Raw genomic sequence first — 14877 nt, 5'->3', positions numbered from 1 at the left:
AAATGCAGGTAATTGGTGCGCTTATGAGGAAGTTGGTGCATTTGGCTTTTGGGATTTTAAAGTCCCAAAAGCCTTTCGATCCAACTTATTTACTTGCTACCCCTTGACAGATCGAGACAGTATCTACAGCTTCTTGAAAATGGCAAAATATCTCAATTCTTTCTTGTTCCTTTTTAATTAATTCCCGTGCCCGCATCTCCAGAATCCGATCGCCCAAACCTTCCTCTTCCTCACTGGCTGCATACGTTAGATACTTGTCCCAGTACCAATACCTGGGCGATCGCCCGCGCAGACCAATTGCACCACGGAGATGTAATATTTACTAAGCAGCAAACCAACGGGCGCGGACAGCAAGGGCGCACCTGGTACGCCCCAACAGGTGTTTTGACTGCCAGTTTTGTACTCGACAACCTCAATCCTAATCTGTTACCCGGACTCAGTTTAGCAGTCGGTTTGGCTGTGATTTTCGCGATCGAAGATTTAGTACCCGAATGTCGCGATATGCTGCGCCTGAAATGGCCAAATGATGTTTGGATCGATCGACAAAAATTAGCCGGAATTCTCTGTGAAGCCACTTCTATCAACACTTTTGGCACTCGCGTAGTTGTCGGAATTGGCATCAACCGCTGCGTAGATTTCGCGGCTGCCCAATTGGATGCCAGGGCGATCGGCAATGCGGTAAGCTTGCATTCTATTGCTACTAATGTGCCCGATGAATTGTGTTTGCTTGCCAGACTCCGGCATTATTTACTCGAACTAGCCGATATGTTTTCCACCGCCGACAAACCCGCCGAAAAGTCCGGTTTAGCGCCGCTTTTGCCCCAATTGCGCCGCCGCGACGCGCTGATTGGTTCCAATGTGGCGATCGAACTTTCCTCCGAAACCATCTGCGGAGAAGCCGCCGGCATTGACGGATGCGGCCGGTTGTTAGTATGCTTGGCGGGCGATCGAATACAAGCCTTTACCTCCGGGCGAATTCGATTAAGTTAAGACGAAGAAGTCATTAGTCATGAGTCATTAGTCATTAGTCATTAGTTATTTGCTAGCAATGCCCAATGCCCAATGCCCAATGCCCAATGCCCAATGCCCTATGCCCAATGCCCTATGCCCAATTCCCTATGCCCGATGCCCCATTCCCCATTCCCAATTCCCAATTCCCCATTACCACTTTAATTTACCACCTCAAATACTACTAACCTGCTCAGCCACAGCGGTTGATTAGCCTCCACACCTTCAGGACGACCCTTAGTAGAAGCAACTTGTAATCTATTGCCATTTATCCCTTCTCTAACTAAAGCAGCCTTCACATTTATCGCCCTTTCCAGCGCCAACTTTTGATTTTCCACAGGACTGCTTTTAAAATCGCTGTAGCCAATTATCCTCAAATTAGTCGTGCTATTTTCCTCCATATATTCTTTGACTTTGCTCAGTTTTTGTGCTATATCTTTAGGCGACAAAACTGCCGAACCAGCACCGAAATACAAGCGAACTTCTATTGGCGGTGACTGCGGTTGAGTTCCGATTCCCACTGTATTTGTCACAGACTTTACCCCCGGAATTTTCTCGAAAGCTTGAGTAATTTTCTGAGCATCCGTTGCTTTGCTCACACTGCCTGCAATGGCGACTTTTCCCTCTGCATAGCGAGCCGAGATATTAATACTTTCTAACTTATTCAAAAGAGCCACAGTCCGCTTGACATCAGCTTCGGTTAAAACCGGATCGGGAGGTACTTCAACGGCTATAATTTTATTGTCAATTCTTAATTTGGGAGCTGCTTGCTGAGCGATTTTTTCTGCTTTCACTCGCAGCTTTTGATTCGGTACTCGTCCCGAAATCTCTAATACTCTATCTTTAACATCTGCCGCTAGTCGATAAACCGATAAGTCGGGAGCAGATTGTAAAGCTAAATTTGTATCCGCTTCTAAAGTCGCTGCAATTCCGCTGCGGTATTGATGAATGCCCCAACCTACGCCAATAAAACCTAACGCTGCCAAACCGATAACTGGTAAAATTGGACTTTTAGCAGGCTTAACTTTTACCTCTCTATCGATTAATTTTTGCAAGTGCAAGTTTACTTCTGGAGGTACACGGGTTGGATCTCCGTTAAATGCCTGAATTTGCTCTCCGTATTCTTCAATAATATTCTTGAATATCGCTCGCATTTTGTACTTAAACCACTGGCGGGTTCCTCCTTCGATCACTACTGCTAGATAACACGAACCTGCTACTTCCAATACTATCGAAGATGTCCCGTATTGTACCGCATCAATCTCTGCAAGATTTCCCGATTTAGATATACAGTCGTTGACAAAAGAGCGGATAGCAGTCAGCATCCCTGCTACCATTTCTGATTCTAGCTCTTCGCTTTCAGGCGGCTGCACTCCTGAAATTAACAAGCCAGAGTTTTTTTGAATCAAAAATACAGCTTTAACAGTCAGCGGTGCTGTTGCTTGCATTAGCAATTCTGCTTCAGAAATTCCCTGCAATTTGGCTTTAATTTTGCGAGCGATCGCCTCAGGACTTAACGATTGCTCCAACTTTTCGTTAATCTCGCGCATCGTCTCGCCTATGTATTTTAAAATTGTGCTGCCTATGATCGGATAAAGTGCATCCGACATTGCTTCTCGCTTGATAGTGATTTGCTGTTTGATTGCCGAGGCTATTTCCGGCGCCAGCGCTATGGCAATTTCATCGGGATATTCACTAATTCTGTGGCTGATTCCCACAGGAATAGAAGGCGCTAGGGCTACTCCAAACGACTGCCGATTTTCTCGAATTTTGGTATTAATTACTTCATCAATTATCGGAGCTAGAGTTTCGGTAAATAATTTTCTAGAGTCATTAATTGTTTGGATCATCATTTCGGGAAAGATGCTTTTAATTCGGGCCATTAATTCTGCCGGATCGCCTCCCCATTCAGCATCAGTTATTTTGCGTTCTAGTTCCTGTACTTTACTGTTGAGATTGTAATTATAACCTACCACTTCATCTAATAACGGTAAAATAGATTCTATGACCGATTTTTCTAGTTGGGAGTGATGGCTAACCATCAGCTCATCAATCAAGGGTTTGAGTAAATCTGTAAACAAGTCTGTCGATTGATAAATCCGGTGTTCGATCGCCACAATTTTTTGTTCGATATTTCCGAGTCTTTCATCAATCTTTTTGTTCTGAACGATCGCATCGACAGTAGGGGCGATCGCAGATTCTATTTCTAGCTTAGCGTCCCGAATGCTTCCGGACAGCATTTCCAAGATCGCGGGCATGATTCTTCCCATCAACCCTTCGATCTCGCCTAAAACTTGCTGCTGAACTTCGACAATCTTACTTTCATTTTGCAATATTTTTGCTGCAATACCGCTGTTTTGAATAGCAGTATCGACAGCAGGTGCGATCGTCTCTCTCATCTCTAACTTTGTCTCGTCAATTTTCCGGCTTAGCGACTCAATCATTAACGGCATCAACCTTGCCATGATTTCTTCCGGCTGAGATTTTTGCTGGCGCTGAAGATTATTGAGCCTACTTTCGACATCGCTCAATTTTCCGGGAATTTCTCGTTGCAGAATCGCTGATTGAATCAAAGGTTCGATCGCTGCTGCTACCTCTAATTTTGATTCATCAATTTTCCGGTTCAGAAAATCCGTGATTGCTGGCATTAGCATCGCCATAATCTCTTCTGGCGTCTGAATTGGCGACTCTTGGGTAGCCAGCCGGCGCTCGACGATGCTCAACACTTTTTCTTCTATTTCTACCCAAGCTATTCTTACCTGTACCGAGGGTGCAAGTATTTCTACAACTTCTAACTTTAATTCACTAATTTTGCGGGCGAGCAAATCGCTAACTACCGGGACTAACTGTTTGATAATATCTTCCGGTTGCTGCTGGTAACGCTGCTGAACAGTCGCAAGTTTCTCTTCAATTATGACTACTTGTTCTTCCAGTCCGTTTTGATTTTCAACTACTTGATTGATTGTCGGTGCGATCGCCGAAGTCACCTCTAGCTTAGACTCCTCTACCTTGCGGTTGAGCAGATCTCCCACCATCAACATTAGCCGTTTAACTAACTGTTCTGAATTTCCCAATTGCTGCTGGTTGAAATCAGAAATTTGATTTTCCAAATCCGCTAATTTGGTCTGAACTTCCAGGCGATTCATTTTATCGTTGCCGGCGAGTTCTATCGCGTTGTTTAATTGAAACTTCAACCGCTCTAGGTCTTCTCTCACTAACTCGGGCATTAAAGGTTTCAATAAATTCATCAATTCTTTCGGTTCAGACATTAGTTTCTCAAAATTTTCTAACCTTTGTTCTACACTGAAAATATTACTATAAAATTCCGGTAAATCCCTTTCAAACAACAGTTGCTGCAACCGCTTAAACTCTTCGACTGCTTTTTCTAAATCTTCTTCCGACGGTGGCTCATTGTTTTCTAAATTCTCGATTCTAGATAAGCCTGCTTCCTCGTTCTTGTTTTGTCCTCTTTGAGATGGTATCTCTTCACGATCGTTCAACACTTCCGGTACCACAGCAGGTGATTCGATCAAAAAAGACAATTGGTTGCGCCGATTTTCCTCTTCCTCCAGTCGCTCTGCTGACTTTTCAGAGAGCGGTAACTTCAGCTCGATAGATTCTTTTTTTGATTGCTTCAATAACTGAATTTCAGTTAATATGATTAGCAATTCCTGAAGTTGATCTCCTGCTTTAGAACTTGCCAGAGTTGCATCTGACACCTGTGTTTCTGACTGATATATGTTCCCTGAATTATCATTAGATGCTGCCATACTGTGCTACCAAAATCTGATTTTAACCGATCGACTAAAATGACCAGCTTGCTTGTCGCCTGACACCAGCGAACATCAATAGGATTGACACTCAAGCGGGCTGAAGCCGCTGAGATTTTGCGGACAGAATAGGCTTGGGTAATACCCAAAGTCTAACTCTCGCTACGGTCGTCAAAGACCGTCTACCCAGTTGGTTTAAGCTTACACCTAACTTACTGGCTACTTTTCTCAGAATATTTGCAGCACCATTTAAGTCTGCATTCACCATCAAAGCATTAGCTGACTGATACAAGCCACGTTTAATCCGTTTTCCAGATGCTTTCCACCACGATGGTTTTTCACCATATTTGGGTAGGGAGTCACCATCTAAAAAACTAGCTTTCGATGTATATGCTTCTTCAGTTTCAACAAACCTGACACCGTGCAAATCACACAGTTCTTTTAACCTATTTTTCAGTTTACCTAAAGGCATTTGAACAAATTTTTGATTGTTCGCTTTACCTAGATTACTGTTAGACTTAAAACCTTCATTCCACCCAACTATCAGTGTACCAATTCCGATTTTAAGACAATGGTTAGCAATCAACTTAGCAGCCTTATTGATACCATCACGCATTTGGTGGTTACGTTTTCGGGTAACACCGTCTAACCAACTATCCCAATAACCTTCTGGCTTTCCTTCTTTTCTGGTTGCTACTTTTTTGTTCCATAATTGATTCATCGCTTTCATAGCACGAGCATCAATCAAGAAGGAATTTCCTAATGTATCAACACAAGCTGCTAAATTATCAGCAGTTTCCAAGTCAATTGATAACGCTTGACTAATGTCTAGATTATGTTGTTTTTTTTCAACCTCGTAGGACATTTCCAGATAAAAAGCGCCATTTTTAGGGAGAATCGTAAACTCTTTTACCTTGGAAAAATCAAGATTTGACGGCATAGGTAGAAAGAATTCAGAAACTCCAAACCATCGCCTCACTGTTAAACCCAAGGAAAATCTTAACTGATTGTCAATAAGTTTCGGTCTCAAACCTCCAGAATTAGGATAAGCTACTTTGAACAATTTAGAACCTTTCAGGTATCCCGGTGGCTTGGGCTGGAAATGCAGTTGACCTTTGATGTACAAATCTCTTAATTCTTTAAAAGATTTGAAGGCTTCCGTGACTGACATCAATGTTTGCTGCATTGGTGTTGATGGCAACGACTTAGCGATCGTTGATTTGGCAACTGACGATTCAAAAGATAAGTCGAATTTTCCCGTCAACAGTTTTCCGGTCTTAAAAAAAGTTTGACGAGCCAAATAAACACCACTATTGTAAAGTTTACCTGATTGTTGGCAGAGATACTCCAACAATGCTTTAATTTCTTTGTTAGGAGACAGCAATACTTGCTGAACTTCCATTATTTTTTGGGTTTGAGTCACCTCTGTTTTCCTGAATATTGGTTGATTTGTCTACTTTTAGCTATTATACTAGATATCTCAAGCTCGCTCAATAAAATCTTTAGAAAGAAAGAAAGAAGGAAAGAAAAGAGACAGGGACTAAAGTCCCTCGTGCCGCTTCCCTAGGAAGGTCTAAAGACTCGCTTGTTTCTCGCATCCCGTATTAATTTTTATGACACAATTTTGCACAGTGTCAGACTTAATTAAGGCTATCGCCCTATTTTAACTGGTGCTCTGCGACTAGCCAACTGGGCTGCCAACTGCAACGCTGCTTTCATGCTGGAGGCATCGGCAATTCCTTGACCTACAATATCAAAAGCTGTGCCGTGATCTGGAGATGTACGGACAAAGGGTAAGCCAATTGTAGTGTTGACTGCTTTGTCGAAGGCCATCAATTTGACTGGAATCAAGCCTTGGTCGTGGTACATTGCCAAGTAACCGTCGTGAGCTTCTTTGGCTAAGCCGTACCAAACTTTAGCCGGTTTTACCCACATGGTATCCGGGGGGATTGGCCCGTCTAATTGCACTTGAGGAAAACGATCGCGCTGCGCTTTCAACCACGGTATCATCCAGTCTTGCTCTTCATTTCCCAGTTTGCCATTTTCGCCGCTGTGAGGATTTAAGCCAGAAATCGCTATTTTTGGTTTTTCTAGCCCAAAATCTTCGCGCAAACACTCGATCAGCAATTCTAGTTTTTCACTCAGCAACTCTGGAGTCAAAGCCTCGGGTACTTGACGCAGAGGAATATGTGTGGTGGCGAGTAAAGTTACCAGCGTCCAACCGCTGTGGGGAGATGTGGCGGCAAACAGCATTCCGAACCGCTGCGATTTCGACCTTTCTGCTAGAAGTTCTGTTTGTCCGGGATAATTGTAACCTGCGGCCTGCCAGCAAGTTTTGGAAATGGGGCCGGTGACGATCGCACAAAATTCGCCGGCAAGGGTACGGGCGATCGCCTTTTCCATATACTCAAAGCTAGCTGCCCCACTAGCCGCATTCCCGACACCAGGGATAATGGAACCCCACTTGCTGTCTGGTTCGATATCAATAATGTTTAATGTTGCGGGATTTGCTGCTGTTGTAGCCCGATCGAGCGATCGCAACCGATCGTAAGTTTGTTGCAAAATCATCCTCGATCCGAAAACCGTCACCATCAAAGCAGCAGCCGGATCTGCCAAAGCCTTGAGAATAACTTCCGGGCCAATTCCTGCGGGATCTCCCAGAGTTACAGCTAGTTTTGATTGCCGATCGAGACTCAAGGCAGTTTTCTCCCCAAAAAATACAGAAATTTCAGCAGTAAACTACCCCACGGCCTTAAGCCGGGGGCTTTCAGTAGCCCTGATGTAGTCTGCAAGGTGGCAAGACAACACCGAACCTCCGAGCGGATTTACTGCCGCTCCAACGATTGAAATCACCTTTGAAGCATTTTCATCCGCATCACATTGATTGCCGCAATGCCCACACTTGAACGACTTGCCAGAGCGATAGGACTTACCTTTGACCGGATGGATGTGCAAGCACTTGTGGCAAGTCTGGCTAGTGTATGCCCGGTTAACTGCAATCAACTTCACGCCATACTTCACACTCTTGTAGCTCAGAAATAATCGCAGTTGGAAGAATGCCCAACTGTTAAAGCGCCTACGCTCAGTCTTATTTCTAGGCAGTTCATTGGTGCGTTCTCGAATGCCCGTCAAGTCTTCAATCGCAATCATTGAATTACCTTGAAGTGCAGACAGGACAATCAATTTGCTGATGTTATGCTTGGGCCAAGTCTGATAGCGACGTTCACGCCCCGACAGCCGTTTCAAAATCTGCCTTGCCCTGCGGCGAGTAGACCTTGTGCCTTTGGAAGCTTTGCTCTGGAGAGACGCTCTGACTCTGGCAAATTTATCTCTAGTTTCTGTAGTCTGTTTTCCGTCCCATTTGTCACCCTCAGAGGTTACGGCAATGTCTCTACGTCCCAAGTCAACGCCGATTACCTTGTCACCCTCGATCGGGTCTGGCGCATCGTCCGTTACTTGGATGTGCATATAAAACCGTCCATCACCGTGCTTGCACAGTTGAGCAGAGGTGGGCTTACGTCCCTTCAATTTACCTGCCTGATAGTTGGCAAGCACGACCCGAATCCGCTCGCGACTGCCCAACAGTGTCAGGCTGACGGTTTGATCCTTCTCCCTGAAGTCAAAGATGCGAGCGTCATAGTCTGCCGAAGTTGGACTAAACGATTTCACCGTTTCGCCTTTGAACTTCGTGGTTTTTCTATTAGCTCCGACTCTGGCGCAAACTCTGACGGCTTGATTGGCGCTCAAACCAAACCGAGCGCGAATATCCTGATAAACCAAGGTTTGAATAGTAGTTTTGCTAGTTATTCCTGGTTTTACCTGCTCATTCACATAGTTGCAAGCATCTGCGAACGCCTTCAACAAGTCATCTACTTTGATGGCTTGTTCGGGAGTAGGTTGAAGTTTGCAAACTATAGTCAATGTTTGTTCCATCTCCCAATTATATCACACTGTGAGATACTATGGATAATTCAAGGAGACTTGAATTCGCAGCCGCTTACCTCCCCATGTCCTTAGCCCAGGGCATCCGCTCGTTTTTCGGTGAGATCTTAGCATTCATGTAGCTGGTTGGCCCAAATTATATTATTATTTTTACTTAATGCGATCGTCCAATTAGGTCTATAGATCATGAATCCTGAAATTTTCAATGCAGCCTTTTTGTCCTTTTCCCTAATTTTCGTGGGTATAGGCGGAGGCTTCCTCCTGCTCAAACTGCAAGGCGGCGAAGAATAAATTTTTGTAACAATCATTCAGAAGTCTTCTAGGTCAACCCTTCTAGCTTCTGCATGACACCTCAACGCCAGCGTGCTGCTTAGGCTCTCCAGCCGAAAATGAGAAATATTCAGGTTTTTGTTAAGTTTTTATAAAAAACATAACGAAAACCTGATACTATCTTATAGAAAGTTTAAGATTCATAAATTAATCCCTAGATGACTTTATTGATTGTAGGAGCCACCGGCACCCTCGGCCGTCAAATAGCCCGCCGCGCCCTAGACGAGGGCTACCAGGTGCGTTGTTTAGTCAGAAATTACAGAAAAGCGGCCTTTTTGAAAGAATGGGGCGCCGAACTCGTACCGGGGAACCTTTGCCAGCCTGACAGTTTGATTCCTGCACTAGAAGGAGTCACTGCTATCATCGATGCAGCAACAGCCAGCGCGGCAGATTCTGTCAGCATTAAAAGAGTAGACTGGGACGGAAAAGTATCGCTGATCCAAGCAGCAGCAGCAGCAGGCATCAAGCGTTACATATTCTTTTCATTTCTAGACGCCGAAAAATATCCGCAAGTCCCCTTGTTGGAAATTAAGCGCTGTACCGAGCTATTCTTAGCAGAATCCGGTCTAGACTACACAATATTGAGACCTTGCGGCTTTTTGCAAGGACTGCTGAGCCTGTACGCAATGCCGATTTTGGACGGTCAGGGAGTCTGGCTGCCCAACAAGCCGTCAGCCCTTGCCTACATGAACACTCAGGACGTAGCGAAGTTTGCCGTCCGAGCCCTTTCTGTTCCTGAAACCGAGAAAAAAAGCTTTCCGGTGGTGGGAAATCGCGCTTGGGATGCAGAAGAAATCGTGCGGTTGTGCGAGCGCCTTTCTGGCAAACAAGCCAAAATCACCCGCACGCCAGATGCCTTGTTGCAGGCTACCCGTCAATTTGCTAAGTTCTTTCAGTGGAGTTGGAACGTAGCTGACAGATTGGCTTTTTCAGAAGTTTTAGCAGCCGGAAAACCCTTGAAAGCTCCGATGGATGACGTTTACAGTGTCTTCGGATTAGACCCCAAAGAAACTACAACTTTGGAATCTTATCTGGAAGAATACTTCAGTCTGATTATGAAGAAGCTCAGGGAAATAGAGTACGAGCAGCTTAAGACTAAAAAACGGAGTAAACAAAAAATGCCTTTTACATTTTAAAGTGCCGAAAGCTGGGATTATATACAACGACGTTAAACCAGTCTCTTGTCGCATCGCCGAAGAGTTGAAAGACAAGCTGACTGCCCGCGGCTGGGAGGTCTGTGCGGTTTCCGGTGCCGGGGGAATTTTGGGCTATTCTAGCCCAGATCGCCCCATGTGCCACACTCCGATCGACCAACTTGTCCCCCCCGGTTTTGACAGCGACATGGAGTTTGCGGTGGTTTTGGGTGGCGACGGTACGGTGCTGTCGGCATTTCGCCAAGTTGCTCCCATCGGAGTGCCGCTGCTGACTGTCAATACCGGTCACATGGGCTTTTTAACAGAAACTTACCTAAACTTGCTCCCGCAAGCTTTGGAAAAGGCGATCGCCGGAGAATACGAAATAGAAGAAAGATCGATGTTGGCCGTGCGACTGTTTCGAGAAAACGACTGCCTTTGGGAAGCCCTTTGTCTCAATGAAATGGTGCTGCATCGCGAACCGTTGACTTGTATGTGTCATTTTGAAGTGGCGATCGGGAATCACGCTTCTGTGGATATTGCCGCAGATGGGGTAATTATCTCGACTCCGACAGGATCGACAGCCTACGCGCTGTCAGCCGGCGGGCCTGTAATTATTCCGGGAGTGCCGGTGCTGCAATTGCTACCCATTTGCCCTCATTCAATGGCTTCGCGGGCTTTGGTGTTTTCCAACACCGAACCGGTCAAAATTTTACCTGCCAGTCCCAACCGCCTGGTAATGGTGGTAGACGGTAACGGCGGATGTTATGTTCTGCCAGAGGATTGGGTGCAAGTGGAGCGATCGCCCTACCCTGCCCGCTTTGTTCGGATACAATCTTTTGAGTTTTTCCACATTTTGCGGGAAAAATTGGGATGGGGCTTGCCTCACATTGCTAAACCCAGTTCAGTGGAGTTGCCTTAATACTTGTTGGTAATGAGCGGAGCGCTAAAGTCCCGTCCTTTTAGGGGGGCTTTTTCTTCGTGTCCAGATTTCTAAGTTTTTGTGCAGGATAAGGCTCGATCGGAATCTCCTACGGAATCCTTAATTCTAGATCATCGAGCTTCCGAACCATCTCCAAGGTGAGGCAGCATTTGCGAGATAGGGTTGCCTATCACCCGCCGCAGATAATCTCGGCATAAACCGATCAACTTTCGGCGGTCAGTGTGCATGGGCGTTGTTATGCTGCGATCGCGATCTCTGAATGGCTCATTGCACTAAACCGGAACAAAAAGAGTAGATGCAGATATCTTTGCTTGAAGAGCTTGAATGATCTGTTCTAACTCAACGCGAGCTTCTGCCTGAAGCCCAAGACAAAGACCAATTCCATCCACATCGGTACTCAATCGTGACTGCATCGTGAGTTTATATGACTTGTCAGCTTGCACATCCATCCTATATGAGTGGAAGTGCATTGAGTCACCGATGCTTGCAGGGTTACGAAGATGGTCGAACTTAAATTCACGGCTCATGTAATTCAACAATTTGTCTTGAACTACCAATACCAATTTCTTGTTCACATGCTCAAAAGTGTGAATTTTATGGTGCATCTGAACCAAAATTGTCTTTGCTGTCATCTTCCAGTTCATACCAAAAGACTTTGTTGAATCTTCGCTATTATCAGCGCGAGAAACGCCTAATTCCTTGAGTAACCTCTGTCGCTCAGGCCATACCGTACCAGTTGTATCGAGAGTCTGAAGTTCAATACCAACAAAATCTTTTACCTTGCCGTCTTTTGCTGACACTAAAAAGTAATCGACGCTACCACCAGGGATAGAAACCTCGGAAACTATATGCAGCTCATTTCCAGGTTCATGGGTGGTCAATAGATGAAAACAATCTATGAAGATCTGGCGGCGCTCAATTAGCCTTGTCGGGCAGATGATGATGGGTTCTAGTTCACGCCCATAAAGGACAGTGCATGAACCAATCGCAGTGTCTGGGTCGCTCTTGCGAATCTTATAACATTTTTTATTTAGATAAACGCACTGCTGTCCAGTGACAACTTCCTGCCAGTTCACATCAGATTTTGCCACTGACTGACCGAATAACTCCACTACTTTACTCATGATAGAGACTCACATCTTTTTTTAGTTAGTTCTAAGTATCGACGTGAAATGTCTATCCCCACTGACCTCCGACCGAGATTTCGCGCAGCAACAAGTGTGGTTCCAGTGCCACAAAATGGGTCAAGCACCGTGCCACCCTCTGGACAAGTTGCCAGTAATGGGAGGATACAAAGATCGACAGGATAAGGTGCAAAATGAGTTTCCCGTCGCTGAGTATCTTCGGGAAGTACGTCCCATACATCGCTGGGCTTGCTGCCTTTGGGGTGGTATTTAAGAAAATAAAAGCCTTTGTCGCGAAGCTCTTTTGCGCGCCCTGACACCTTTTCATTGTCTGAGTGTGTGGCGCGTTGCTGTCCACGAATAATCATCCTGAAATCAGATGCACGACCTGAGCCAATATCGGACAACATTTGCTCAAGAGCTAAAAAAGCTGCTGCTTTCTCGGTATCTGAGAGAGCAGTCGATAGTTGAATCTGCCGTTTGTAACGAACACCTGACACGCCAGTAGCGGATACAATCGCACCATTCACAACTTTTGACTCACGCGGTTTTGAGCGAATAGCATCAGCATTATAGTAGTAGCCTTTAGGCTGTTTTACAAAGTGAAAGACATTTTCATGAACATTGCCAAGGCGGTCTTTGCTGTTATCCATTCCTCCCTTTAACTTGTTCCATATCACGCTATTACGCAGAATCCAGCCTTGATTGTCTACAAGTTCAAAGGCAACGCGCCAAGGCACACCAATTAAACCTTTACCGTTGTAGCTATCGCCAAGATTTAACCAGAAAGAACCTTCAGGTTTCAGCACCCGCTTCATTTCAGAGAAAACGGCAGCCAAATGCTTGACAAAATCCCTATAGTCGTTTTCTAATCCAATTCCGCCATTTTCGTACTCACGCTTGCCCCAATAGGGTGGAGATGTCATCACGAAATCAATGCAGTTATCTGGTAGATGGCGCAATATCAATAGCGCATCACCATTTAGCAACAAAGGATCTTTTTGGATTGTATTTTGATAAGCAGTGAAGGCTTGGGAAAAATTTTCACTGACGAGATCGTCAGCAGTTTTAGGGCAGCTTTGTGTTGAGGGCAAGTCAATTACGGTATAGTCCATGGATCTGGTTGTTTCTAGCATGAATTGAGTAGGCATGAAACGATCTTATCTCGACCGACCTTCACAGCAAATTCTAACACTGAAGTTCTCACCGACAAACTCCTGGCTAGCACCACTTATTCTACCAATTTTCGGTCAAGCTCTCGATCGAGCTTCCGAACCATCTCCAAGGTGATCCAGCGTTTGCGAGATAGCGTTGGTGCGATGGCTACGCCCCGGCTTGCGCCTACGAACATTTTTGTTTAACATCCCACCCATGTGACCTATTCCTCATTCCCTAAACCACCGCTGCGATCGAGAAAATCAGTAATCTCCTGATAAAAAGCCTGTCCCTTTCCCCTGCTGCTACTTGCAGTCACCAATAATCTTAAAACTTCCACAAGCGAACTAATCGTAGCATCAAAAATCAATGCAAAAAGCTGGCTTAAATCGTCTTGATTTTGTTGCACGTAGGCTAAAGCATTAATATAATCATTGCGGATTTGGTTGTCAATCACCACGATCGGATAACCTGCACGGATTAAGAGTAAATTCATTAATAATCTAGCGCTTCGACCATTCCCATCGCGAAAAGGATGGATAGAAACAAAACGATAATGAGCCATAGTCGCATATTCGACTGGATGGAGATTTAAGGCAGATTCTGAATTCAGCCAGATCGCAAAATCTCCCATTAATTGAGATAGTAAATAATGGGGAGGATAACGATAGTTCGTTCCTGCCGCCATCACATCCAGAGTGCGATAACAACCCGCTTCATCAGGGTTAATTTTGCGGAGAATAAGATTGTGAATTTGCTTAATTTCCCATTCATTAATCTCCGTAGCCCTTTGGGCTAAATTTTCAATATAATCGATCGCCTCCTTATGCCCAATAACTTCTAAATGTTCGTCAAGGGTTTTGCCCCCCACAGTAATGCCCTTCGTTAAAACTAATTCCGTTTCACTTTGGGTTAAAGTATTACCCTCAATGGCATTTGAGTTATAAGTAAAGCGAACATCATAGAGCTTTTTGAGTTCGGCGACGAGGGTGGAATCGAAGGGTCTAAACCCATCTAGCCAAGCTTTTAGTTTATCGATTCGTTCTAATTTAAGTCGATAATTCATCATTAAATAGTTGTCGATCGAAGAGGTTAATGAAAATTCCTTTTGTTGACCTAAAATAATTACCTGTTGAATGAATTTCTCGTATAGTTGAGTTTCCATCTTTGAAAACACTCCCCCATTCCTTAAAACGGCATCTCAATCCCCAACTTTTCACAAAATCGCCGAATCAGGCGATCGTTTTTCGACCTTGTGCGATCCAGCATCTCTATTTATTCTACCAATTTTCTGTAGGTAAAGCTCTCGATCGAGCTTCCGAACCATTTCCAAAGTCAGGCAGCGTTCATTAGTCACAAGTTAAGCTAAAAACACTGTTGTCAATGAGTAATCTTACTCATTTTTTACCGAGATACCAATTAAAATATGACTCCATTTGTTGCCTTATTATTGCCAAAAAATTGTTCGGGAC

At 44.7% G+C, this 14877-nt stretch carries 12 protein-coding genes; 4 read left to right on the top strand and 8 right to left on the bottom strand.

Annotation, left to right across the window (positions count from 1 at the left end; genetic code table 11):
- Nucleotides 1–186 precede the first annotated feature (186 nt).
- Complete coding sequence (locus QZ918_RS31220) at nucleotides 187–990, top strand: biotin--[acetyl-CoA-carboxylase] ligase (RefSeq protein WP_293342525.1); 804 nt, start codon at nucleotides 187–189, stop codon at nucleotides 988–990.
- 179 nt (nucleotides 991–1169) lie between these two features.
- Here QZ918_RS31220 and QZ918_RS31215 read toward each other — a convergent pair whose 3' ends face one another.
- The 4 genes from QZ918_RS31215 to QZ918_RS31200 all read right to left on the bottom strand — a co-directional run bounded on the left by QZ918_RS31215 (nucleotide 1170) and on the right by QZ918_RS31200 (nucleotide 8699).
- Nucleotides 1170–4778 (bottom strand): OmpA family protein, encoded by a 3609-nt coding sequence (locus QZ918_RS31215; RefSeq protein WP_293342523.1) that lies wholly within the window; start codon nucleotides 4776–4778, stop codon nucleotides 1170–1172.
- Between the two features lie 91 nt (nucleotides 4779–4869).
- Entirely contained in the window at nucleotides 4870–6201 is a 1332-nt protein-coding gene (locus QZ918_RS31210) for an RNA-guided endonuclease InsQ/TnpB family protein (protein WP_293342520.1), read from the bottom strand.
- Nucleotides 6202–6428: 227 nt separating this feature from the next.
- Nucleotides 6429–7475, bottom strand: a complete 1047-nt coding sequence (gene pdxA / locus QZ918_RS31205) for a 4-hydroxythreonine-4-phosphate dehydrogenase PdxA (RefSeq protein ID WP_293342517.1) — start codon at nucleotides 7473–7475, stop codon at nucleotides 6429–6431.
- A gap of 42 nt (nucleotides 7476–7517) precedes the next feature.
- Entirely contained in the window at nucleotides 7518–8699 is a 1182-nt protein-coding gene (locus QZ918_RS31200) for an RNA-guided endonuclease InsQ/TnpB family protein (protein ID WP_367275475.1), read from the bottom strand.
- A gap of 207 nt (nucleotides 8700–8906) precedes the next feature.
- Between QZ918_RS31200 and petM the strand changes: the two genes are divergently transcribed.
- From petM to QZ918_RS31185, 3 genes are all read left to right on the top strand, one after another.
- Entirely contained in the window at nucleotides 8907–9011 is a 105-nt protein-coding gene (petM, locus tag QZ918_RS31195) for a cytochrome b6-f complex subunit PetM (protein ID WP_172189541.1), read from the top strand.
- Between the two features lie 197 nt (nucleotides 9012–9208).
- Entirely contained in the window at nucleotides 9209–10186 is a 978-nt protein-coding gene (locus QZ918_RS31190; protein ID WP_293154339.1) for an NmrA family NAD(P)-binding protein, read from the top strand.
- A 1-nt stretch (nucleotide 10187) separates the two neighbouring features.
- Nucleotides 10188–11105: an NAD(+) kinase gene (locus QZ918_RS31185; RefSeq protein WP_293154336.1), complete on the top strand. Its 918-nt coding sequence runs from the start codon at nucleotides 10188–10190 to the stop codon at nucleotides 11103–11105.
- 293 nt (nucleotides 11106–11398) lie between these two features.
- On the opposite strand, the gene QZ918_RS31180 is transcribed toward QZ918_RS31185, so the two are convergent.
- From QZ918_RS31180 to QZ918_RS31165, 4 genes are all read right to left on the bottom strand, one after another.
- Entirely contained in the window at nucleotides 11399–12250 is an 852-nt protein-coding gene (locus QZ918_RS31180) for a NotI family restriction endonuclease (protein ID WP_293342515.1), read from the bottom strand.
- Nucleotides 12247–13401 (bottom strand): DNA-methyltransferase, encoded by a 1155-nt coding sequence (locus QZ918_RS31175; RefSeq protein ID WP_293342512.1) that lies wholly within the window; start codon nucleotides 13399–13401, stop codon nucleotides 12247–12249. Before QZ918_RS31175 ends, QZ918_RS31180 begins: the two co-directional genes overlap by 4 nt.
- A 227-nt stretch (nucleotides 13402–13628) precedes the next feature.
- Nucleotides 13629–14570, bottom strand: a complete 942-nt coding sequence (locus QZ918_RS31170; RefSeq protein WP_293342509.1) for a Fic family protein — start codon at nucleotides 14568–14570, stop codon at nucleotides 13629–13631.
- 51 nt (nucleotides 14571–14621) lie between these two features.
- Nucleotides 14622–14762 carry a hypothetical protein gene (locus tag QZ918_RS31165; RefSeq protein ID WP_293342506.1) on the bottom strand — a complete coding sequence of 47 codons (141 nt, stop codon included), beginning with the start codon at nucleotides 14760–14762 and terminating at the stop codon, nucleotides 14622–14624.
- Nucleotides 14763–14877: the final 115 nt, after the last annotated feature.

It is taken from the genome of Microcoleus sp. CAWBG58, assembly GCF_020883045.1.
Lineage (GTDB): Bacteria > Cyanobacteriota > Cyanobacteriia > Cyanobacteriales > Microcoleaceae > Microcoleus.
The sequence above is the reverse complement of the archived record's forward strand: the minus strand, read 5'-3'. Positions and strand labels throughout refer to the sequence as shown.